17 protein-coding genes, 2 tRNA genes and 3 rRNA genes are annotated in these 21363 nt (G+C 55.5%); 6 read left to right on the top strand and 16 right to left on the bottom strand.

Going from position 1 to position 21363, the window contains the following annotated elements; all coding sequences use genetic code 11:
* Positions 1-6 precede the first annotated feature (6 nt).
* From flgE to ABTV29_RS06740, 6 genes are all read right to left on the bottom strand, one after another.
* Positions 7-1332, bottom strand: a complete 1326-nt coding sequence (flgE, locus tag ABTV29_RS06765) for a flagellar hook protein FlgE (RefSeq protein WP_433769372.1) — start codon at positions 1330-1332, stop codon at positions 7-9.
* Between the two features lie 31 nt (positions 1333-1363).
* Positions 1364-2086: a flagellar hook assembly protein FlgD gene (gene flgD, locus ABTV29_RS06760; protein ID WP_433769371.1), complete on the bottom strand. Its 723-nt coding sequence runs from the start codon at positions 2084-2086 to the stop codon at positions 1364-1366.
* Between the two features lie 15 nt (positions 2087-2101).
* Positions 2102-2545: a flagellar basal body rod protein FlgC gene (flgC, locus tag ABTV29_RS06755; protein ID WP_110964487.1), complete on the bottom strand. Its 444-nt coding sequence runs from the start codon at positions 2543-2545 to the stop codon at positions 2102-2104.
* Positions 2546-2548: 3 nt separating this feature from the next.
* Positions 2549-2956, bottom strand: a complete 408-nt coding sequence (flgB, locus tag ABTV29_RS06750) for a flagellar basal body rod protein FlgB (RefSeq protein WP_433769370.1) — start codon at positions 2954-2956, stop codon at positions 2549-2551.
* 257 nt (positions 2957-3213) lie between these two features.
* Complete coding sequence (gene cheR / locus ABTV29_RS06745; protein ID WP_433769369.1) at positions 3214-4041, bottom strand: protein-glutamate O-methyltransferase CheR; 828 nt, start codon at positions 4039-4041, stop codon at positions 3214-3216.
* A 47-nt stretch (positions 4042-4088) separates the two neighbouring features.
* Positions 4089-5021 carry a chemotaxis protein CheV gene (locus tag ABTV29_RS06740; RefSeq protein WP_015096472.1) on the bottom strand — a complete coding sequence of 311 codons (933 nt, stop codon included), beginning with the start codon at positions 5019-5021 and terminating at the stop codon, positions 4089-4091.
* Positions 5022-5102: 81 nt separating this feature from the next.
* On the opposite strand from ABTV29_RS06740, the gene flgA reads away from it, so the two are divergent.
* The 4 genes from flgA to ABTV29_RS06720 all read left to right on the top strand — a co-directional run bounded on the left by flgA (position 5103) and on the right by ABTV29_RS06720 (position 7724).
* On the top strand, positions 5103-5864 hold the full coding sequence (gene flgA, locus ABTV29_RS06735; RefSeq protein ID WP_433769368.1) for a flagellar basal body P-ring formation chaperone FlgA: 762 nt from the start codon (positions 5103-5105) through the stop codon (positions 5862-5864).
* A 177-nt stretch (positions 5865-6041) separates the two neighbouring features.
* Positions 6042-6368, top strand: a complete 327-nt coding sequence (gene flgM / locus ABTV29_RS06730; protein ID WP_433769367.1) for a flagellar biosynthesis anti-sigma factor FlgM — start codon at positions 6042-6044, stop codon at positions 6366-6368.
* A 48-nt stretch (positions 6369-6416) separates the two neighbouring features.
* A complete protein-coding gene (locus ABTV29_RS06725) occupies positions 6417-6884 on the top strand; it encodes a flagella synthesis protein FlgN (RefSeq protein WP_433769366.1) in 468 nt (155 codons plus the stop codon).
* Between the two features lie 93 nt (positions 6885-6977).
* The gene (locus ABTV29_RS06720; RefSeq protein ID WP_433769365.1) at positions 6978-7724 is read left to right on the top strand and encodes a flagellar brake protein; all 747 of its coding nucleotides are present in this window, start codon (positions 6978-6980) and stop codon (positions 7722-7724) included.
* A 64-nt stretch (positions 7725-7788) separates the two neighbouring features.
* On the opposite strand, the gene ABTV29_RS06715 is transcribed toward ABTV29_RS06720, so the two are convergent.
* The 9 genes from ABTV29_RS06715 to ABTV29_RS06675 all read right to left on the bottom strand — a co-directional run bounded on the left by ABTV29_RS06715 (position 7789) and on the right by ABTV29_RS06675 (position 18499).
* Complete coding sequence (locus tag ABTV29_RS06715; protein ID WP_433769364.1) at positions 7789-9150, bottom strand: MFS transporter; 1362 nt, start codon at positions 9148-9150, stop codon at positions 7789-7791.
* 69 nt (positions 9151-9219) lie between these two features.
* Positions 9220-10461, bottom strand: a complete 1242-nt coding sequence (locus tag ABTV29_RS06710) for a glutamine synthetase family protein (RefSeq protein ID WP_433771776.1) — start codon at positions 10459-10461, stop codon at positions 9220-9222.
* Between the two features lie 215 nt (positions 10462-10676).
* Complete coding sequence (locus tag ABTV29_RS06705) at positions 10677-11369, bottom strand: sensor histidine kinase (RefSeq protein ID WP_433769363.1); 693 nt, start codon at positions 11367-11369, stop codon at positions 10677-10679.
* A complete protein-coding gene (locus tag ABTV29_RS06700) occupies positions 11366-12970 on the bottom strand; it encodes a response regulator (RefSeq protein WP_433769362.1) in 1605 nt (534 codons plus the stop codon). The genes ABTV29_RS06705 and ABTV29_RS06700 overlap by 4 nt, the downstream gene beginning before the upstream one ends.
* Before the next feature lie 333 nt (positions 12971-13303).
* A 5S ribosomal RNA gene (gene rrf / locus ABTV29_RS06695) occupies positions 13304-13419 on the bottom strand.
* 143 nt (positions 13420-13562) lie between these two features.
* A 23S ribosomal RNA gene (locus ABTV29_RS06690) occupies positions 13563-16456 on the bottom strand.
* 243 nt (positions 16457-16699) lie between these two features.
* A tRNA-Ala gene (locus tag ABTV29_RS06685) sits at positions 16700-16775 on the bottom strand.
* Between the two features lie 30 nt (positions 16776-16805).
* Positions 16806-16882, bottom strand: a tRNA-Ile gene (locus ABTV29_RS06680).
* Positions 16883-16962: 80 nt separating this feature from the next.
* A 16S ribosomal RNA gene (locus ABTV29_RS06675) occupies positions 16963-18499 on the bottom strand.
* The 16S, 23S and 5S rRNA genes sit together here with 2 tRNA genes alongside, the layout of an rRNA operon.
* Positions 18500-19292: 793 nt before the next feature.
* Between ABTV29_RS06675 and ABTV29_RS06670 the strand changes: the two genes are divergently transcribed.
* Positions 19293-20504, top strand: a complete 1212-nt coding sequence (locus tag ABTV29_RS06670) for a phage integrase (RefSeq protein WP_433769361.1) — start codon at positions 19293-19295, stop codon at positions 20502-20504.
* Here the strand turns inward: ABTV29_RS06670 and ABTV29_RS06665 are convergent.
* Positions 20501-21034, bottom strand: a complete 534-nt coding sequence (locus ABTV29_RS06665) for a hypothetical protein (protein WP_433769360.1) — start codon at positions 21032-21034, stop codon at positions 20501-20503. The genes ABTV29_RS06670 and ABTV29_RS06665 overlap by 4 nt on opposite strands.
* A gap of 119 nt (positions 21035-21153) precedes the next feature.
* On the opposite strand from ABTV29_RS06665, the gene ABTV29_RS06660 reads away from it, so the two are divergent.
* On the top strand, positions 21154-21354 hold the full coding sequence (locus ABTV29_RS06660; protein ID WP_433769359.1) for a helix-turn-helix domain-containing protein: 201 nt from the start codon (positions 21154-21156) through the stop codon (positions 21352-21354).
* Positions 21355-21363: the final 9 nt, after the last annotated feature.

Genomic DNA, 21363 nt, shown 5'->3' with positions numbered 1-21363 from the left:
CAGCCATCAGGTCATCTGAATGATGGTCTGCATGATAGTGCTCTGAGTGGAGATGGTCTTGGCGTTCGCCTGGTAGTTGCTCTGCGCCTTGATCAGGTCGACCAGTTCGTTGGTTACGTTGACGTTCGATTCTTCCAGGGAGTTGGAGTGGATCGAACCCAGTGTGCCGGTTTCCGGCGCATCGTAGCCCGGGATGCCCGACGCGTAGGTTTCTTTCCAGCTGGTACCGCCCACTGGCTGCAAGCCTTGTTCGTTGGTGAAGCTGGCCAGTGCCAGCTGACCGATCGGCTTGGTCTGGTAGTTACTGAAGTTGGCGAGCATCACACCGCTGCCGTCGATGGTCAGGTTGGTGATCTGGCCAGTTGCGTAGCCGTTCTGCGCAGGAATCGAACGCGCGGTGTCAGCGTTGAACTGGGTAGTGTTGGCCATGGAGATGGTTACACCGGCCGGGTCAGCGGCAGCGCCGTTGGCAGCCCATACGCCATTGGTGACTTTGCCCGGTACCCAGTTGGTGATTTTCAGATCGCTGCTGACCACCGGAGCACCCGGCGGGTTTGGAGTGCTCACCGAAACCAGTTTACCGCTGGTATCGAACGTCATGGTGGACGGAACCGGTGGGGTAGCGGCGGCGGTAGGGTCGCTGCCATTAGGGTTGCGACCATCGATCAGGGTGTAGGTATCCCAGGTGTTCGGACCTGTTTTGACCATGTACTGATCCATGGTGTGCTGGTTACCCTGAGTGTCGAAAATCGGGGTACTGAACTGCTTGGTAAAGGTGTCCGGCTTGGCTGGATCGAACTTGTTGGCCGCAACAGTCTGATCGATGATCGCAGCCGTGGAGTTCAGGTTGATGGTCGACGACACGGTGGTCGTCGATTTCGGCGCCAGGTTGGAAGTGTCGATGCGCAGGTCGGTCAACACACCATTGACGATCTTGCCGTTGGCATCCACGCCATAACCCTGCAGGCGTGCGGTGCCGTCGGAGTTGGTGACGTAGCCTTCCTTGTCGACCTTGAACGTACCGGCACGGGTGTAGGACAGCGAACCGCTGTTGTTCAGCACGAAGAAACCGGAGCCGTTGATGCCCATGTCCAGCACGTTACCGGTGTTGCTGATGTCGCCCTGAGTGAACTGCTGGGAAACGTTGGCCAGGCGCACACCGCTACCGGTGGTCTTGCTGCCCGAGCCCAGCTTGGTCGCCGAGTACACATCTTCGAATTCCGCACGGGACGATTTGAAGCCAGTGGTTGCTACGTTGGCGATGTTGTTGCCGGTCACGTCCAGTTGCTTGTTGGCAGCATAGAGACCGCTAAGGCCGATGTTGAAAGACATATTCCACTCCTTTGTGCCGGGTTAGTCGGCTCTATATACCAATGGTTTGCACTTTGGACAGGGCGACACTGCCCAGCCCGGCCAGATTGAGCATCAACTCACCGCCGGTCTGGCTGATGGTCACGCTGTTGACGGTTGCCGGCAGATTGGTGATCAGCGCGACGCTTTGATCATCGATAGTGGTCGACGCGGCAAAGGTATAAGTACCGGTCGGGGCCACGTTGCCGGCATCGTCCTTGCCGTCCCAGGTGAAGCTGGCGTTGCCGGCTTTCTGATCGGTCAGGCTGATAGTGCGAATGACTTTTCCATCCTTGTCGGTGATTTTCACCGTGGTTTCCGCCACAGACTGCGGCAGCACGACCGATCCGGTCATGCCCTTGGTGGTGTCGACCACGGCCTTGTCGCCCGGAGCGATGACCGAGCGGCCCACCAGAGACGAGGCCTGCAATGCCTGGGATGAACCGAAGGTGCCGGCAATACCGCTGACGGTATCGTTGAGCGTGGTGATGCCTTCCAGGCTACTGAACTGCGCCAACTGCGCCACGAACTCACCGTTGCCCTGAGGCTCCAGCGGGTTCTGGTTTTTCAGTTGCGTCACCAGCAACTGCAGGAACGCATCCTTGCCCAGGGCCTTTTTGCCGGTGGCACTGCCCGCGGCGGATGCCAGGCTATCTTTTTCCGTGTTGGTCTTGACCGAGGAATTCGCCAGGATGTCGTTAAGCGACAAACCACTGGTGGTATCGGAAACACTCATCTGAGTCGCCCCTTATCACTGACCGAGGGTCAGGACCTTCTGCATCATGGTTTTGGCGGTGTTCATCATTTCGGCGTTGGTCTGGAACGAACGACTCGCGGAAATCATGTCGGCCATTTCTTCCACCACGTTGACGTTCGGGTAGTAGACGTAGCCCTTGGCATCGGCAGCCGGATGGTTCGGCTCGTAGCGCGCCTCAAGGTTGCTCTGGTCTTCGACCACGCCCAATACCTGCACGCCTTGACCGGCGGCTTCCTGGTTCTGGAACAGCGAATCGCTACCGCCACTTTGGGCACCCTGGAACATGGTGGCGAACACCGGGTGACGCGCGCGGTAGGTCTGGTCGATGCTCGACGAGACCGTCTCGGCGTTGGCGATGTTCGAAGCGACGGTGTTCAAGCGAGTGTTCTGGGCACTCATGCCGCTACCGGCAATGTTGAAAACGCTGGATAGAGACATGACTTATTCTCCGCGCAGGGCTGAGATCAGCCCTTTGAATTTGCTGTTGAGCAGGGTGAAGCTGGCCTGGAAGTTGATCGCGTTTTCCGCGTAGTTCGACTGTTCAAGCTGGGCGTCCACGGTGTTCTGGTCGATCGACGGTTGCATCGGCGTGCGGTACATCAGCGACTCGTCGCCATTGCCGAGACCCTCGGCTTCGATATGCCGGCTGTTGGTCATGTTCAAGGCGAACGTGCCGTTCCTGGCTTTATCGTTCTGCGCCTCGAGCACTTTCGAAAACTCCAGATCCCGAGCCTTGTAGTTCGGGGTGTCGGCGTTGGCAATGTTGTTGGCCAGCACTTCAGCGCGCTGGGCGCGGAAGCCCAGAGCCTTTTCGTGAATGCCGAGCGCTTTATCGAAGCTGATGCTCATGTCGGGAAACCTTCGGGTGACCTGATTTTTCGTACGATGAACTTAGCAAGCGTCATGCCAAACCCAACGAAGCCCATAATCCGGGGCTTTGCGGATTGTGGCAGCGCGGCAATGCCAGAAAAGCGGCAACCGGTTTCCGCCGGATGCCGCTTTTCTGCCGCTTTCTCCAGGCCCCTATGTACTGGGCACTGCAAAAGCGGCAGCCAAAAAAAAGGAGCCCCGAAGGACTCCCGTTTTTTATGACCGCCGTTTTTGCATCACTTCGCCTGGTAAATGATCCCCGGGCTGCACTGGACCATCTGGTAATGATCCGGCAATCCGTTCAGCGCTTCGGAAGCGCCAAGGAACAGATAGCCACCCGGCTTCAGCGTGCTATGGATGCGCAACAGAATGTCCTTCTTCACTTCGGCAGAGAAGTAGATCAGGACGTTGCGGCAAAACACGATGTCAAACTTGCCAAGGCTGGCGTAGCTGTCCAGCAAGTTAAAGGAGCGGAACTCCACCCGGCTCTTGATCGGTGCCTTGATCACCCAGCGGCCCGGCCCCTTCGGATCGAAATAACGCTGCAGGCGCTCGGGCGAGAGGCCGCGACCGATGGCCAGGCTGTCGTATTCGCCGGTCTTGCAGTTGGTCAGCATGGTGCCAGACAGATCGGTGGCAACAATCTGCACCCCCATCTTCAACTGCCCGACGTTGCTCCGCTCGAATTCGTCGATGGACATCGACAGCGAGTAAGGCTCCTGACCCGACGAGCAGGCCGCCGACCAGATGCGCAAACGCTGACCGGGACTGGCCTTGATCGCCTCAGGCAGGACCTTGTTCTTCAAGACTTCAAATGGATAGGTGTCACGAAACCACAGGGTTTCGTTGGTCGTCATCGCATCCACCACCATCTCGCGCAAACCGCTGCGCGGCTGAGTCTGGATACGCTGGACCAACTCGCCGAGGGACTTGATACCTTGCTGTTCCATCAGCTTGTTGAGACGGCTTGAGACCAGATACTGCTTGTTTTCACCGAGCAAAATGCCACAGGCTTTTTCCAGGAATACCCGGAACTGTTCGAAATCCAAATTACCCGTAGACAATGCTGCCGCCTCTATAAATCGTGTTGACTGCCAGGGGCCGGACGCCCCTAGCTGATGTCTGCTGCTTTGATCCGGTCGACTACCCGGGATGCCAGGTCATCAGGACGGAATTTGGCCAGGAAGTCATCGGCACCGACCTTCTTGACCATCGCCTGATTGAACACGCCCGACAACGAAGTATGCAGGATGATATGAAGCTTTTGCATGCGCGGGTCGTTGCGGATCTCGGCCGTCAGAGTGTATCCATCCATTTCCGGCATCTCGATGTCGGAGATCATCATCAGGAACTCTTCTTCGGGCTTCTTGCCTTCGTCGACCAGTTTGCGCAGGTAATCCAGCGCCTGCCTGCCATCGTTCAACGCCACCACTTCGACGCCGACGGTTTGCAGGCAACGCGTGACCTGTTTGCGTGCCACCGACGAGTCATCGACCGTCAGCACGCGTAGCGAGAGTGCCTTGTGCTGGGTTTCGACATCCACCACGCCGACAGAGATCGCCTCCGGTGTCGGCGCCACTTCCGCCAGCACCTTCTCCACATCGATGATTTCGACCAACTGATTGTCGACGCGAGTCACAGCCGTCAGGTAGTGGTCGCGACCGGTACCCTTGGGTGGCGGATGAATCTCCTCCCAGTTCATGTTGACGATGCGCTCCACCGAGCGCACCAGGAAACCCTGGGTCTTGGTGTTGTACTCCGTGATGATCACGAACGGGTTGTTCTTGTCCTTCAAGGCACCGGACCCGGTTGCCATTGCCAGATCCAGGATCGGAATGGTTGCCCCTCGAATATTTGCCACACCGCACACGACGGGACTGGACTTGGGCATCAGCGTCAGTTGGGGGCATTGCAGCACCTCCCGAACCTTGAATACGTTGATCCCATACAGCTGTTGGCCGTCGAGACGGAACAACAACAGCTCAAGGCGATTCTGCCCCACCAGTTGCGTGCGCTGGTTCACCGAATCCATTACACCAGCCATGCCCAGACTCCTAAACCAACGCTGACTTGTTGCGACGCGCCTTCATCCGTAAACGGCACGGCGCTTGCTTTTTATATTTCCATGAACACAGAACCGACGTTTTTTCGACGCTTGACCACAACCTGCCGCAAACTTATGGGGGTGATGGCGGCTGCCTGCCTGTTCAACACTGGCAGCCACGCCCTTGCCGATACGGTTACCTTGCCTGACATGCTTATCGGCGTCACTCAGGGCTTTCTTGAATTCACCGTAGAGGACTATCTGGCCACCAGTCAAACCGAAGGTCGCTACGAGATCCAGGTCAATCAACTCGATCCGCGCATGCACATGCCCCAGTGCGACAAGGAATTGACAGCCTCACTGGAGAGCCCCGCCAAGCCTTTGGGTAGGGTCACGGTCAAGGTTCGCTGCGAAGGCTCGTCCCCCTGGACAGTCTTCGTACCCGCTCAAGTCCGGCTGTTTCGCGACGTCGTGACCACCACCCGAGCGCTTCGGCGCACCGGCATTGTCGAACCTGCCGACGTTATCTTGCGTGAGCGCGATATCAGCGCAATCAGCCAGGGCTATCTGACGTCTCTGGACCAGGCGATCGGGCAACGACTGACCCGACCAATGGTCGCCGATCAGGTCGTCACCCTGGTGAACCTCGAACAGGCGGAAGTTATTCGCAAGGGTGATCAAGTGGTGATTACCGCCCGTAGCGGCACGCTCAGTGTGCGAATGCCCGGCGAAGCGCTGGCCAACGGCGGCATGAGCGAACAGATCAGGGTGAAAAACCTCAATTCCCAGCGGGTCATCAAGGCGCAAGTCACGGCTCCGGGGCAGGTGGAGGTTTCAATGTAAACGGCCATGCAGGATTTACCGCGAGTGAAGATGTGGCGCTGACCATGTCTGTTCCCTAAACTGTGCTCCATTCAGAGCAAGCGCTGGCGCGCGCAAGCTCTCGATAAATGAGCCTAAAGTTTTTTAGGGAATGGCCGAAAACATGGCAAGCGTCCAAATTCCCAGAGGTTTTTTATCATGGTTATCGATTTCAGCCGTTTGAACAGCTCCTCGTCACTTACCGGCAGTACACGTACCAGCGTTGCCAAGGAAACTGCCGAAAGCGGCAAATCCGCGCCGCTGAACACCCCGAGCGAACAGGCCGGGACCGCTACAGTCGGGGAGTCGGTACATCTCAGCAATGAGGCTCAACAGTTGCAGAAGGTCACTGATACGCTGCGCGATCAGCCTGTCGTCGACAAAGCCCGCGTGGCCGAGTTGAAAGCAGCGATTGCCGATGGCAGCTATAAAGTCGACAGCAACCGTGTAGCCAGCAAACTGCTCAACTTCGAAGCCCAGCGCTAGGCTACGGCCCGCGCCAGGCTTTTGGACGCTTAAAACCCAAGGCCAGCCATGCACGACACAAATCTACTGCAACTGATCACCGACGACTTTGCTCCAGCGCAACAACTGCTGGAGTTATTGCGTACCGAATCCCTGGCCCTGCACGGTCGCGACATGCACCTGCTCGAAGGCATTCTGGCGCAGAAGCAGGCATTGATCATTTTGCTCGAACAGCATGGCCGCAAACGCAGTGAAATCCTCGCCAGCCTCAACCTGCCCACCAACCGCAGCGGCCTGGAGCAACTGGCCAGCCAGTCGAGCGTTGGCGAATCCCTGCTGGCGCAAAGCGATGTGCTGAACGAGCTCCTGACCCAATGCCAGGCCACCAATGCCAATAATGGCCAGTCGATCCTGGTGCAGCAGGCCGCCACGGCGACCCAGCTGAAAATTCTTACTGGCGGCGAACCTCCAGCGCTCTATGATGCCAGTGGAACATTTTCCAAGCTTGTGAAACCGCGCCCGCTCAGTCAGGCTTGAGCCCCGCCGATGAGCACGCTCTATCAAGATGCGAAACATGCTGGCAAAATGCTGGCTAGACGTAGTCAAAATTTGTCTGGAGATTGATTAACCGTGTCCATTGCCTTAAATGCGGACGATGCTCCGCAGCCACCCAAGGTGCTCAGCACGCCCCTGGAAATCTCCGGCAACCTTCGCCAGCTGCAAGAAAGTCATGACCCGCTGATCATTACGTTCCACGAGCGCAGCCAGCGCTTCCAGAGCTATCTGGTGGATATCGATCGCGAAAGCAACATGATTGCCCTGGATGAAATGATTCCTCGCGATGGCGAACGCTACTTGCTGGCCGGCGAACCCTTCAAGGTCGAAGGCTTCCACGAAGGTGTTCGTATCGCCTGGGAAAGCAATGGGCCGATGACCATCGACGAATCCGGTGGTACCCGCTGCTACCGTGGCACGCTTCCGGATGAGGTGATCTATCACCAGCGCCGCAATGCATTCCGCGCAGCCTTGAAACTGGCGCAACTGGTCGACGTCGACCTGGATGGCGAAAAGCTCAAGGCGCCGATCAGCGGCAAGCTGTTGGATATTTCGGCCACCGGTTGCAAATTGCGCTTTGCAGGCGACATCACCGGCAGCCTGCAGTTGGGCCAGGTCTATGATCGCTTCGCGGCCGCCCTGCCCTTCGGCAAGATGACAGCACCGGTCGAACTGCGTTACCTGCATTTCGAAGAAAAAATCTCCACCACCTTTGCCGGCGTACGCTTTCACAACATGAGCGGGCTGGTGCAACGGCAGGTCGAGCGATTTGTTTATCAGCTGCAACGTGAAGCACGGCGCTTCGACAAAGACGACTTCTGATAACAGGGCGTCAAAAAAACGGGCAGTCCCTTTCGGTGACTGCCCGTTTTTTTATGCCTTAAGCTTATGGCCTGGCTTCGTTCAAACTTTGTTCCCTACCTGAATCCGGCTCCTCAGGCGGTGTATCGGATTGTGGCTCCGACTCGGGGGACGGCTCAGAAGGCGGGCTTTGCATCTGATCATGAACCACCTGCTCGTCGACCCGCGGATCAAGGCAGGCCACCAGTGGCGAACTCGACATACTGTCCGGCATGGCCACGTGATGCAGCGGAGCGTCGTCCACCTGATGCAGGTTGGTGACGGCTTTCGGGCGAATTCGCCATACCAGTACCAAGGCGAAGAAACTGAAGAAAGCATACAGCATGTGGCTGCCAAACATCTTCATGAGCACGCCCGCGGCCAGCGGCCCGATACTGGCGCCGACACCATAGGTCACCAACAACATCGCCGTCAGGGACACCCGACGATCAGCTTCGACGTGGTCATTGGAGAATGCGACAGCGAGCGGATACAGGCAGAACTTCACCAGCGAACAGATGAAGCCGGCGATGAACAGCACCTCCAGCGGCACCTGCTTGAGGATCGCCAAGGGCAAGGCAGCCAATGCCAGGATCACGGCAAAACAGCGAATCAGCACAGCCCGGTCATAACGATCGGACAGCCAACCCAATGGCCACTGCACCACCAGGCCGGCAAAAATGCAGCTACCCATGAACAGACCGACCTGCTCCGTGGATAACCCCTGCTGCGAGGCATACAGCGGCGCCAGACCGTAAAAGGAGCCGATGATCAGGCCTGCACCGAGCACGGTGCTCAACGATTGAGGTACGCGCTTGATGAAAAATCGCGGCTCCATGGGGGCCGGTCGCAGCGGCGCCGGGTGAATCCGACGCGTCAGCGCCACTGGCACCAGGCACAGGGCAAAGCACAACGCGACCAACATCAGCAGTTCCAGGCCCAGGCCAGGGTGCATGACCAGAATCAGCTGCCCCAGCACCAGGCCAAGGTAGGAAGCAATCATGTAGCCACTGAATACCGTGCCGCGCTGACTCGCTTCGGCCTGCTCGTTCAGCCAGCTCTCGATGACCATGTACTGGCACATCATGCCCAGGCCGACTATCACCCGTAGAAATATCCAGGCGGGCAAAAAGTCCACCAGTCCATGCCCGAGTACCGCCGCACCGACGATCCCGGCACAGGCCGAATAGGCTCGAATGTGCCCGACCCTGGCGATCAACCGGTGACCGATCTTGCCGCCCAGCACCAGGCCAAAGTAGTTGGCTGCCATCAACGCACCGACCCACAGGCTGTCGACATGGTCGGCCGCCAGACGAAGGCCCAGGTAAGTACTTAGCAAGCCGGAGCCGATCAACATCATCAGCGAGGCGAAATAAAGCGCTCGAAAGGGTTTCCAGATTTGGCGCATCGGCGTTCCGAGCGGCTCCTTGCGGTGAGATTCGGACTACCGAAAAGATAGACCGTTATAGACTTTGCGTCAGGCCTGGGCCGCCAGAACACGGCGTTCCCAGGGAGTAATTTCATCAAAGAAGCTAGTCAACTCCATGGTCTTCGAAGCGACGTAACCTTCGATGAATTCATTGCCGAACAGTTCCTTGGCCAACTGGCTACGTTTCAGACGCTCAAGAGCAGCATGCAAGGTACAGGGCAATGAAAGATCGTCCGGCACTTTGAATTCGCCCTGGATGGGCTCGCTTGGCTCCAGTTTATGCTCGATACCGTATAGCCCCGCAGCCAGGCTGGCGGCAATCGCCAGATACGGGTTGGCGTCGGCGCCCGGCAAGCGGTTTTCGACCCGACGAGCAACCGGCGAACTGGCCGGAATGCGCAAACCCGCTGCCCTATTGTCATGGGACCAGCAGGCATTATTCGGCGATGCGTAGGGGTGACACAAGCGCTGATATGAATTCACATTCGGCGCAAACAGCGCAGTGAAATCCGCCATGCAGGCTTGTTGGCCGGCGATGAAATGACGGAAGGTCGCGGTTGGCTGCCCGGCCTCATCGTTGAACACGTTAAGCCCGTTATCGGTCTGGATGACGCTTTGGTGGATGTGCATCGAGCTGCCGGGCGTATGCGCCAATGGCTTGGCCATGCAAACCACGGTCAGGCCGTGCTTGAGCGCGACTTCCTTGAGCAGATGCTTGAACAGGAACGTCTGATCAGCCAGCAAAAGCGCATCACCGTGCAGCAGATTGATCTCGAATTGGCTGACACCCATCTCATGCATGAAGGTATCGCGAGGCAAGCCCAAGGCGGCCATGCATTCGTAGACTTCACTGAAAAACGGCCGAAGACCGTTATTGGAGCTGACACTGAATGCCGAGTGACCGTCTTCGCGACGGCCATCCAGACCAATTGGCGGCTGGAAAGGCTGAGTCGGATCGCTGTTGGGCGCGAAGACAAAAAACTCCAGCTCCGTCGCCACTACCGGAGTCAAACCAAGAGCCGAGTACCGGCCGAGTACCCTTTTTAGTTGGCCCCGAGTCGAAAGATTGGAGCTTTCTCCGCTCAATTCGTCCGCATCGCAAATGGCGAATGCACGAGGTTGCTTGCTCCAGGGCAAGCGATGGATTTGCGCCGGATCGGGCACCAGCGCCAGATCGCCGTCGTCACTGCCGTAAAAGCGTGCTGGCGGATATCCGCCCATGATGCATTGCAGCAGCACACCCCGCGCCATCTGCAAACGACGTCCCTCGAGGAAACCCTCGGCGGTCATCACTTTCCCCCGCGGCACGCCGTTCAAATCAGGTGTGACGCATTCAACCTCGTCAATGCCCGCCAATCGCTGCGCAATTGAACTCAGGCCTTCGCTAGTCATGACGCAATCCTTGTTTTGTGCGTGCCGAGAACGGCACCCGTACAAAATAGGCTCCGCGTGTTCGGAATATCAAGCAGCGCCAAACAAAAAACTGTAGTCCTGGCAAAAACAAATCAGGGCAGATAAATACTGAAGACACCGCCGCCCAAAGGACCACCGTTGCTGATCTCAGTCCGCCCGACGACTCCGTTGCGCTGATGCAATGCCGCTATCCGCCCAGCAAAATAAAGTCCCAGGCCGGTGCTCCCGCTGCTGTGATTGATACCCTGCACATAATCCAACTGATGCTCGATCATCTGGGCAGGGTAGCCTTCGCCGTCATCGTTGATGGTGAGCACCAACTGCCCGGCTTCATCGCTGACGCTGATCAAGACTGCATGACGGGCATATCGAATGGCATTATTGATGCTGTTTGCCAGAACCGAAGCAATCAGCTCTCGATCGAAGAAACCCAGCGGACTCAATGGGTCGACCTCGAAAGTCGCAGCGATACCGCGACTGGCGAATACGTCCTGATGACAGGCAAGTTGTGCTTCGATGAAGTCATCCAGTTCGTGATAGGCCGGCTGCAAAGGCATCTGATTCACGCCCAACTTGTACAAACCCAGCAACTGCACAAGCATGCCGTTGAGGTGAGCGAACTCGAACTCGATCACACCTTGTTCCGGGGTATGCCTCGACGGATCAGGCAACCTCGCCAACCATTGGCTGTGGGCCTGCATCAGCATGGCCAACGAATTCTTCATGTCATGCACGGTGGACGCGATCACCGTGGAGAAGTCCAGGGACTGCTGGTTATCGTTCATTCGCCAAACGCCTTGCTTTTGAGCTTCTGATAGCGCGGATAACGGGCATCGGTGTCGGGCATCAAACCGACCATTTTCAGGCACTTTCGACATTCTTCGAGCTCAGCCGATGGCACGCTGGTGTCCGTGCCATGCAACAGCGATTGCGCCATGTTCAATGCAATACTGATGTTCTTGGGCTGCATCGCCAGGGCTTTACGGAACACTTCCCGGGCCTCGACCAGATTGCCGGTTTTGTAGACACGTACGCCCTGACGGTTGAGGTCGGCCGCAGCGTTACCGGAGTTGAGAATGCTTGGGTCATCCGTCAGCTTGGCGATGTCCTTCATCACGGCCGGATCGTCACCGTAAATTTCCACGCAGTTTTTCAGCATCGAAGTACCGGCTTCTGCCTGACCGAGCATTTGCAATTGTTTGGCGACTAACAACGCCGCCTCGGCACTCATGAACTGCTCCATGCCATCGAGGCGCAACAACGCTTGTTCGGTGAGTTTTTCAGCGGTCTCGGCATCGTTGAGCAACAGACTGGTGGCTTTCATCAAGCGCGCACGGATTTGCAAGCCGGGATCGGAAGGATTTTCCTTGGCCACGGCACTGAGCGTTGTATTGATTTCAAGCCGGGTCCGGGTATCCAGGCCTTTTTCGCTGCCTTTGCTGATCAAGGCATGAGCCAGCCCAAGATTACTCTCGGCATCCTTGAAACGTGATTGAGCACCTTGGGCAACAGCCTGTCGGTAGGCTTTGGAGGCCGTGTCGAAGTCTTCATTGGCCATCGCCAATTTGCCCAATTGAGCCTGGCGTCGCACCGCCAATGGCGACAGGCGAATCGCCTCTTCCAATACTTTCTGTGCGGACTTGGTATCCCCTTCGGCCACCAATACATCCGCCATGCCATCGTAGAGCGCCGGCATCATGGGAAAGACTTTAAGCGCCTTTTCGTAGACGCCTTTAGCTTGTGCAACCTGCCCACGCTTGAACAACAGCTTGCCCAAACCGGCAAACGCCCAGGGCAAAGGTCGATCGGCAATGATGCTGTCGTAGAGTCGCTCCAGCGCCTCATTCTGATTCAGGTCGCGTAGTGCATCGGCGCGATAGCGCAGGCACAGCGGCGAGTAGCGGATGTCTTGTTTGCACAGTGCAATGCAAGCGTTAAGCACTTCAGCCGGCTTCCCCCGGTCGAGGGCTTGCAGGATTGGCTTGAGCAACGTCTTGCGCTGCTCCAGGCGTTCAAGACGCTGTGCCAGGCCGGAACGGTTGAAAGGCTTAGTCAAATACGCGTCGGGTTCGTGCTCCAGCGCACTAAGCACCATGGCCTGACTCGTTTCGGCGGTCACCATGACAAATACACTTTCATGGCTGATCAGCTTCTCAATCATCAGGTCTTCGAGAACCTGCTGACCGTTTTTCTTGCCATCCCCCAGGTGGAAGTCCTGCAGGATGAAATCGTAGGATTTCTGCGAGCACATTTTCAGTGCCTGCTCTCCGGTGTCGGCAGTATCCACATCCTTGACGCCCAGCTCGCGCAGCATGGACCTTACCGAGCTGCGGAAGTCCGAAAAATCATCGACGATCAGAAAACTCTTTTGGTGATACGACAGCATCGAAGATTTCCAGGCAATTTAAGAAGAAGAACCGAAAGGCAACTAGATGGACAAGATCAGCTTCACTGCCCCTTCACGCGCGCAGATGATAGCTAGTAGCCACATGCTATCAAGCGATTTCTCTTGAACAGAGGCTGCGAGAATTGAAGACCCTGTGACTGTATGGTTATCGGCCAGTGGTAGCGTTCTCTTGAAGCAAGAGATGTGTAATTGCGCTATTTGCCTTGCGATAGAGCCTTGGATAAGGAGGGAGATGAGTATCTCAGCACGCCACTTTCTCGCGCGCAAAAACAAAACCCCAACTGCTTTCGCAATTGGGGTTTCGGAATTTAATCTTGACGATGACCTACTCTCACATGGGGAAACCCCACACTACCATCGGCGATGCATCGTTTCACTTCTGAGTTCGGGATGGGATCAGGTGGTTCCAATGCTCTATGGTCGTCAAGAAATTCTTGAGCTGACGCGTCTATCGACGTTCCAGCGAATCGGGTATGTGACAGCTTTGTGTGTTGTGCGAACTTTCGGTTCATTGCGTCTTCACACACCGCAATCTGGCCTCTTTCGAGTTCGCAAATTGCTTGGGTGTTATATGGTCAAGCCTCACGGGCAATTAGTATTGGTTAGCTCAACGCCTCACAGCGCTTACACACCCAACCTATCAACGTCGTAGTCTTCGACGGCCCTTCAGGGAACTCAAGGTTCCAGTGAGATCTCATCTTGAGGCAAGTTTCCCGCTTAGATGCTTTCAGCGGTTATCTTTTCCGAACATAGCTACCCGGCAATGCCACTGGCGTGACAACCGGAACACCAGAGGTTCGTCCACTCCGGTCCTCTCGTACTAGGAGCAGCCCCTCTCAAATCTCAAACGTCCACGGCAGATAGGGACCGAACTGTCTCACGACGTTCTAAACCCAGCTCGCGTACCACTTTAAATGGCGAACAGCCATACCCTTGGGACCGGCTTCAGCCCCAGGATGTGATGAGCCGACATCGAGGTGCCAAACACCGCCGTCGATATGAACTCTTGGGCGGTATCAGCCTGTTATCCCCGGAGTACCTTTTATCCGTTGAGCGATGGCCCTTCCATACAGAACCACCGGATCACTAAGACCTACTTTCGTACCTGCTCGACGTGTCTGTCTCGCAGTCAAGCGCGCTTTTGCCTTTATACTCTACGACCGATTTCCGACCGGTCTGAGCGCACCTTCGTACTCCTCCGTTACTCTTTAGGAGGAGACCGCCCCAGTCAAACTACCCACCATACACTGTCCTCGATCCGGATAACGGACCTGAGTTAGAACCTCAAAGTTGCCAGGGTGGTATTTCAAGGATGGCTCCACGCGAACTGGCGTCCACGCTTCAAAGCCTCCCACCTATCCTACACAAGCAAATTCAAAGTCCAGTGCAAAGCTATAGTAAAGGTTCACGGGGTCTTTCCGTCTAGCCGCGGATACACTGCATCTTCACAGCGATTTCAATTTCACTGAGTCTCGGGTGGAGACAGCGCCGCCATCGTTACGCCATTCGTGCAGGTCGGAACTTACCCGACAAGGAATTTCGCTACCTTAGGACCGTTATAGTTACGGCCGCCGTTTACCGGGGCTTCGATCAAGAGCTTCGCGTTAGCTAACCCCATCAATTAACCTTCCGGCACCGGGCAGGCGTCACACCCTATACGTCCACTTTCGTGTTTGCAGAGTGCTGTGTTTTTAATAAACAGTCGCAGCGGCCTGGTATCTTCGACCGGCGTGGGCTTACGCAGCAAGTGCTTCACCCTCACCGGCGCACCTTCTCCCGAAGTTACGGTGCCATTTTGCCTAGTTCCTTCACCCGAGTTCTCTCAAGCGCCTTGGTATTCTCTACCCAACCACCTGTGTCGGTTTGGGGTACGGTTCCTGGTTATCTGAAGCTTAGAAGCTTTTCTTGGAAGCATGGCATCAACCACTTCGTCACCCAAAGGGTAACTCGTCATCAGCTCTCGGCCTTGAAACCCCGGATTTACCTAAGATTTCAGCCTACCACCTTAAACTTGGACAACCAACGCCAAGCTGGCCTAGCCTTCTCCGTCCCTCCATCGCAATAACCAGAAGTACAGGAATATTAACCTGTTTTCCATCGACTACGCTTTTCAGCCTCGCCTTAGGGACCGACTAACCCTGCGTCGATTAACGTTGCGCAGGAAACCTTGGTCTTTCGGCGTGGGTGTTTTTCACACCCATTGTCGTTACTCATGTCAGCATTCGCACTTCTGATACCTCCAGCAAGCTTCTCAACTCACCTTCACAGGCTTACAGAACGCTCCTCTACCGCATCATCCGAAGATGATACCCGTAGCTTCGGTGTATGGTTTGAGCCCCGTTACATCTTCCGCGCAGGCCGACTCGACTAGTGAGCTATTACGCTTTCTTTAAAGGGTGGCTGCTTCTAAGCCAACCTCCTAGCTGTCTAAGCCTTCCCACATCGTTTCCCACTTAACCATAACTTTGGGACCTTAGCTGACGGTCTGGGTTGTTTCCCTTTTCACGACGGACGTTAGCACCCGCCGTGTGTCTCCCATGCTCGGCACTTGTAGGTATTCGGAGTTTGCATCGGTTTGGTAAGTCGGGATGACCCCCTAGCCGAAACAGTGCTCTACCCCCTACAGTGATACATGAGGCGCTACCTAAATAGCTTTCGAGGAGAACCAGCTATCTCCGAGCTTGATTAGCCTTTCACTCCGATCCACAGGTCATCCGCTAACTTTTCAACGGTAGTCGGTTCGGTCCTCCAGTCAGTGTTACCTAACCTTCAACCTGCCCATGGATAGATCGCCCGGTTTCGGGTCTATACCCAGCGACTAAACGCCCTATTAAGACTCGCTTTCGCTACGCCTCCCCTATTCGGTTAAGCTCGCCACTGAATATAAGTCGCTGACCCATTATACAAAAGGTACGCAGTCACAGAACAAAGTCTGCTCCCACTGCTTGTACGCATACGGTTTCAGGATCTATTTCACTCCCCTCTCCGGGGTTCTTTTCGCCTTTCCCTCACGGTACTAGTTCACTATCGGTCAGTCAGTAGTATTTAGCCTTGGAGGATGGTCCCCCCATATTCAGACAAAGTTTCTCGTGCTCCGTCCTACTCGATTTCATGACTAAGAGACTTTCGCGTACAGGGCTATCACCCACTATGGCCGCACTTTCCAGAGCGTTCCGCTAATCTCAAAGCCACTTAAGGGCTAGTCCCCGTTCGCTCGCCACTACTAAGGGAATCTCGGTTGATTTCTTTTCCTCAGGGTACTTAGATGTTTCAGTTCCCCTGGTTCGCCTCTTGCACCTATGTATTCAGTACAAGATAACCATCTTATGATGGCTGGGTTCCCCCATTCAGACATCTCCGGATCAAAGTCTGTTTGCCGACTCCCCGAAGCTTTTCGCAGGCTACCACGTCTTTCATCGCCTCTGACTGCCAAGGCATCCACCGTATGCGCTTCTTCACTTGACCATATAACCCCAAGCAATCTGGTTATACTGTGAAGACGACATTCGCCGAAAATTCGCATTGCTCTAAGAGCAACTCACAAATTTTACCTTAGCCTGATCCGTTACCAGTGAAAGTAACGTTCAGTCTATCTTTCTATCACATACCCAAATTTTTAAAGAACGATCTAGTCAAAGACTAGAAATCAACATTCACCATCCTTCGATGGAATGCTCATTTCTAAGCTTTATACGTCAGAAGCAGTAGTGGTGGAGCCAAGCGGGATCGAACCGCTGACCTCCTGCGTGCAAGGCAGGCGCTCTCCCAGCTGAGCTATGGCCCCGTATTTCTACAGGCGTTTCCCACACAAAATTGGTGGGTCTGGGCAGATTCGAACTGCCGACCTCACCCTTATCAGGGGTGCGCTCTAACCAACTGAGCTACAGACCCAATTTCGGGCTGCTTCTATCGTCTTCTTCAATGAATCAAGCAATTCGTGTGGGAGCTTATGGCGCAGCTGAGTCGTCGATTAAGGAGGTGATCCAGCCGCAGGTTCCCCTACGGCTACCTTGTTACGACTTCACCCCAGTCATGAATCACACCGTGGTAACCGTCCCCCCGAAGGTTAGACTAGCTACTTCTGGTGCAACCCACTCCCATGGTGTGACGGGCGGTGTGTACAAGGCCCGGGAACGTATTCACCGCGACATTCTGATTCGCGATTACTAGCGATTCCGACTTCACGCAGTCGAGTTGCAGACTGCGATCCGGACTACGATCGGTTTTGTGGGATTAGCTCCACCTCGCGGCTTGGCAACCCTCTGTACCGACCATTGTAGCACGTGTGTAGCCCAGGCCGTAAGGGCCATGATGACTTGACGTCATCCCCACCTTCCTCCGGTTTGTCACCGGCAGTCTCCTTAGAGTGCCCACCATTACGTGCTGGTAACTAAGGACAAGGGTTGCGCTCGTTACGGGACTTAACCCAACATCTCACGACACGAGCTGACGACAGCCATGCAGCACCTGTCTCAATGTTCCCGAAGGCACCAATCCATCTCTGGAAAGTTCATTGGATGTCAAGGCCTGGTAAGGTTCTTCGCGTTGCTTCGAATTAAACCACATGCTCCACCGCTTGTGCGGGCCCCCGTCAATTCATTTGAGTTTTAACCTTGCGGCCGTACTCCCCAGGCGGTCAACTTAATGCGTTAGCTGCGCCACTAAAGACTCAAGGTCCCCAACGGCTAGTTGACATCGTTTACGGCGTGGACTACCAGGGTATCTAATCCTGTTTGCTCCCCACGCTTTCGCACCTCAGTGTCAGTATCAGTCCAGGTGGTCGCCTTCGCCACTGGTGTTCCTTCCTATATCTACGCATTTCACCGCTACACAGGAAATTCCACCACCCTCTACCATACTCTAGCTTGTCAGTTTTGAATGCAGTTCCCAGGTTGAGCCCGGGGCTTTCACATCCAACTTAACAAACCACCTACGCGCGCTTTACGCCCAGTAATTCCGATTAACGCTTGCACCCTCTGTATTACCGCGGCTGCTGGCACAGAGTTAGCCGGTGCTTATTCTGTCGGTAACGTCAAAACACTAACGTATTAGGTTAATGCCCTTCCTCCCAACTTAAAGTGCTTTACAATCCGAAGACCTTCTTCACACACGCGGCATGGCTGGATCAGGCTTTCGCCCATTGTCCAATATTCCCCACTGCTGCCTCCCGTAGGAGTCTGGACCGTGTCTCAGTTCCAGTGTGACTGATCATCCTCTCAGACCAGTTACGGATCGTCGCCTTGGTGAGCCATTACCTCACCAACTAGCTAATCCGACCTAGGCTCATCTGATAGCGCAAGGCCCGAAGGTCCCCTGCTTTCTCCCGTAGGACGTATGCGGTATTAGCGTTCCTTTCGAAACGTTGTCCCCCACTACCAGGCAGATTCCTAGGCATTACTCACCCGTCCGCCGCTGAATCAGAGAGCAAGCTCTCTTCATCCGCTCGACTTGCATGTGTTAGGCCTGCCGCCAGCGTTCAATCTGAGCCATGATCAAACTCTTCAGTTCAAACATCTTTGGGTTTTGAGAAAACCCTAAACTTGGCTCAGCAATCGTTGGTTACATCTTTGATTTCTCGCGGAGTAACTTGTGATGCTGATAATCTGTTGACTAGCAGTCTGACACCACAAGCACCCACACGAATTGCTTGATTCAGTTGTTAAAGAGCGGTTGGTTAAGCGCTTTGCTCAACCGAGGCGCGCATTCTACAGCAGCCTCATTTGCTGTCAAGTGATTATTTTCAGAAGTTTTCAAGGAATCCTTAACAACTTCAACCACTTGCGCTTTCGATCTCTCGTCAGCGGGAGGCGAATTCTACAGCGTTACTCGCTGCTGTCAACACCTCTTTTTCAACTTCCTGCGGGCTTCAATGAACTGAAGCACCTGACCATCAAAACTGCGTAACTCATTGTTTACCAAGGAGTTTTCCGTTTCGACTGCGCCGGAAGTGGGGCGAATTATAGGCCTCCAGAATCTGCCGTCAAGCACTGATTTGATACTTCTATCAAAAATTCGCAGAAACCCGAAAACCACCCTCTTCCATCTATATATAGATGGAGCAACTCAGAGGCATCGAGGCGCCCAGGGTAAGGAATGCAAGGAGAGAGATATTGGAGACTGCGGAAAGATGGTGTCCCAGGGCAGGTTCGAACTGCCAACCTTCCCCTTAGGAGGGTCAATTTAGAAGCCACCAGGATTGGGTGAAGCCCTTATTTACTGGGCTTTTCGTCCGGTTGCGTCCGTAAAAACGGCCCCGTATAGTTCTTTTTGCTGCCACGGTGCTGTCACGGAGCTGGATCGCTTGAAAACGAAGATCACCCAAAAGCTCATCAACGGGCTACCCACTGAGCTCAAAGCCTACCGGGTGCATGACACTGTGCAACCAGGCCTATTCATCCGCGTACTGCCGAGCGGGCATAAGTCTTACATGGTCACCTGGGGGCGCAACAAGAATGCCACCCTTGGCCGCGTCGGGGTGATGACGCTGGATCAAGCACGCACAGAGGCTGCCCGGTACTTGGCCGACGCACATGAACATGGCGAGCCGCTGGCGATCACGCAGGGCCGTAAGGGCGCCACCCTCCCCTCCCTGCGCCAGTTCATCGACGACATCTATATGCCCTGGTTCGAGACCCATCATAAAGGGCATGAGAAAACCCTGCACACGCTCGACAACAACTTCAACGCAATCATGGCTCAGCGTATCGATGCCATCACCGGCCGCGACCTGGACCAGATCCGCACGGGATGGATGCAGTCCGGCAACAAGCCGTCGACGGTCAACCGTAAGATGGGCTCAATTAGCGGGGTCTTCAGCCGGGCTGTTGAGTGGGAGTACATCAGCTCTCACCCGATGGAAAAGCTCAAGGCCCTCAAGGTCGACTCCATGGGGCTGGTCCGCTATCTGGATGCTGACGAGACCAAGCGCCTGCGTGAAGCGCTGGACGCGCGCCAAGACGAAGCCCGGGCCGAGCGCGAGACTGCGAATAAGTGGCGGGCAGACCGCGGCAAGGAGTTGATGCCGTGCCTTCAGGAATTGCCCTTCACCGATCATCTGAAGCCGATGGTGCTAGTGTCGCTTAATACAGGCATGAGACGCGGCGAGCTGTTCGACTTGAAATGGTCAGCGGTGAATTTCCATACAAAGACGATCACCGCCGCCGGCGCCACCACCAAGACTAGCGACACACGGCATATCCCGATGAACAAGGAGGCCTTCGGCGTACTGGATGATTGGAAAAAGCAGGCCGGGAAGTCTCGGTACGTTTTCCCTAGTCAGGCAGGCGGCCGCCTGGAGGACATTAAGAGCGCTTGGCTCAACCTACTCGAGCGAGCCAAGATTGAAGGCTTCCGCTGGCATGATATGCGTCACGACTTCGCGTCACGCTTAGTAATGGCCGGCGTACCGCTCAACACGGTACGGGATCTGTTGGGGCACGCCGATATCAAGATGACGCTTCGGTATGCCCACTTGGCGCCAGGAACGAAGGCGGCTGCGGTCGAGCTGATTTAGCCCGCGTTGGTTCGCATCCTCTTGTAGTCCTTGTAATCCGGCGCGAGCGGTTTGTTGTTGGCGAGAAACCGCACGTACTCCTCGACTACAGACCACTCCTCCTCCACCCTGAGCAAGTTGACCATGGGGCGAGTCTTCGGGGTGAACCCGAAGGTCTTAGCAGCCCCGTTCAGGTCGCCGAACAGGTCAGTATCCCCCCGGAAATAATTGTCACCTAGGACAAGCATCGCAGCGGTGGCGAGTTCTTCCCCCGCGAACCCTGGGCCGAGTGCGCCCGCCCTCAATTTATAAAGAGCCTCACTTTCAGTCCAGATTGCAGTAAACGCGATCATGAAGCTGATCCTTTCCTGATTGGCGTCTCTCGGTTTGAAAGGATTGGGGATCTCCCGATCGTTCAGCCCGCTCTCAAGACACGTTTCCAGAACCTTTACGATCTTCTCGTTCTTTGACACTGCCGAAAGCTCTAACGCCGCCTTCAGGTAGGGATCCACCCGGACTGATAAAACGACCTTCTTCGAACGATTTGCCATTTACCCGCCTCGCCGCGTCTACAAACCTTTTGCTTGCAGATCATGTTACTTACAAATAATATGTTTACGTCCGGACGAGTATCGTACAGTCCGCCCCGTCGATCAAGGATAAAAAACCTATGAATCAAGCAGAACAGTTCACCCCGCTTTCAGTCAGCGTCGAGGACGCGGCGCGGATCGTTGGGCACTCCCGGTCGGGTATTTACGAGCTCATAGCAACCGGAGACCTAAAAGCTTTCAAGCTTGGCCGTCGCCGTTTGATCCTGATGACAGAGCTCAAGGCGTGGATCGAGCGCGCAGCGCAGGTTGGCGCTCGATGAGTTCGATCG

This window comes from Pseudomonas putida (assembly GCF_050989985.1).
GTDB classification, from domain to species: Bacteria; Pseudomonadota; Gammaproteobacteria; order Pseudomonadales; family Pseudomonadaceae; genus Aquipseudomonas; species Aquipseudomonas putida_AI.
The sequence above is the reverse complement of the archived record's forward strand: the minus strand, read 5'-3'. Positions and strand labels throughout refer to the sequence as shown.

Excerpts from the sequence above, each read along its gene's own strand:
- ABTV29_RS06725 (WP_433769366.1), top strand. The coding sequence starts at position 6,417 with ATGCACGACACAAATCTACTGCAACTGATCACCGACGACTTTGCTCCA.
- flgB (WP_433769370.1), bottom strand. The coding sequence starts at position 2,956 with ATGAGCATCAGCTTCGATAAAGCGCTCGGCATTCACGAAAAGGCTCTG.
- flgD (WP_433769371.1), bottom strand. The coding sequence starts at position 2,086 with ATGAGTGTTTCCGATACCACCAGTGGTTTGTCGCTTAACGACATCCTG.
- ABTV29_RS06665 (WP_433769360.1), bottom strand. The coding sequence starts at position 21,034 with ATGGCAAATCGTTCGAAGAAGGTCGTTTTATCAGTCCGGGTGGATCCC.
- flgM (WP_433769367.1), top strand. The coding sequence starts at position 6,042 with ATGGTTATCGATTTCAGCCGTTTGAACAGCTCCTCGTCACTTACCGGC.
- ABTV29_RS06700 (WP_433769362.1), bottom strand. The coding sequence starts at position 12,970 with ATGCTGTCGTATCACCAAAAGAGTTTTCTGATCGTCGATGATTTTTCG.
- flgC (WP_110964487.1), bottom strand. The coding sequence starts at position 2,545 with ATGTCTCTATCCAGCGTTTTCAACATTGCCGGTAGCGGCATGAGTGCC.
- ABTV29_RS06715 (WP_433769364.1), bottom strand. The coding sequence starts at position 9,150 with ATGCGCCAAATCTGGAAACCCTTTCGAGCGCTTTATTTCGCCTCGCTG.
- ABTV29_RS06660 (WP_433769359.1), top strand. The coding sequence starts at position 21,154 with ATGAATCAAGCAGAACAGTTCACCCCGCTTTCAGTCAGCGTCGAGGAC.
- ABTV29_RS06705 (WP_433769363.1), bottom strand. The coding sequence starts at position 11,369 with ATGAACGATAACCAGCAGTCCCTGGACTTCTCCACGGTGATCGCGTCC.
- flgE (WP_433769372.1), bottom strand. The coding sequence starts at position 1,332 with ATGTCTTTCAACATCGGCCTTAGCGGTCTCTATGCTGCCAACAAGCAA.
- ABTV29_RS06740 (WP_015096472.1), bottom strand. The coding sequence starts at position 5,021 with ATGGCTGGTGTAATGGATTCGGTGAACCAGCGCACGCAACTGGTGGGG.
- ABTV29_RS06710 (WP_433771776.1), bottom strand. The coding sequence starts at position 10,461 with ATGACCGCCGAGGGTTTCCTCGAGGGACGTCGTTTGCAGATGGCGCGG.
- flgA (WP_433769368.1), top strand. The coding sequence starts at position 5,103 with ATGAACACAGAACCGACGTTTTTTCGACGCTTGACCACAACCTGCCGC.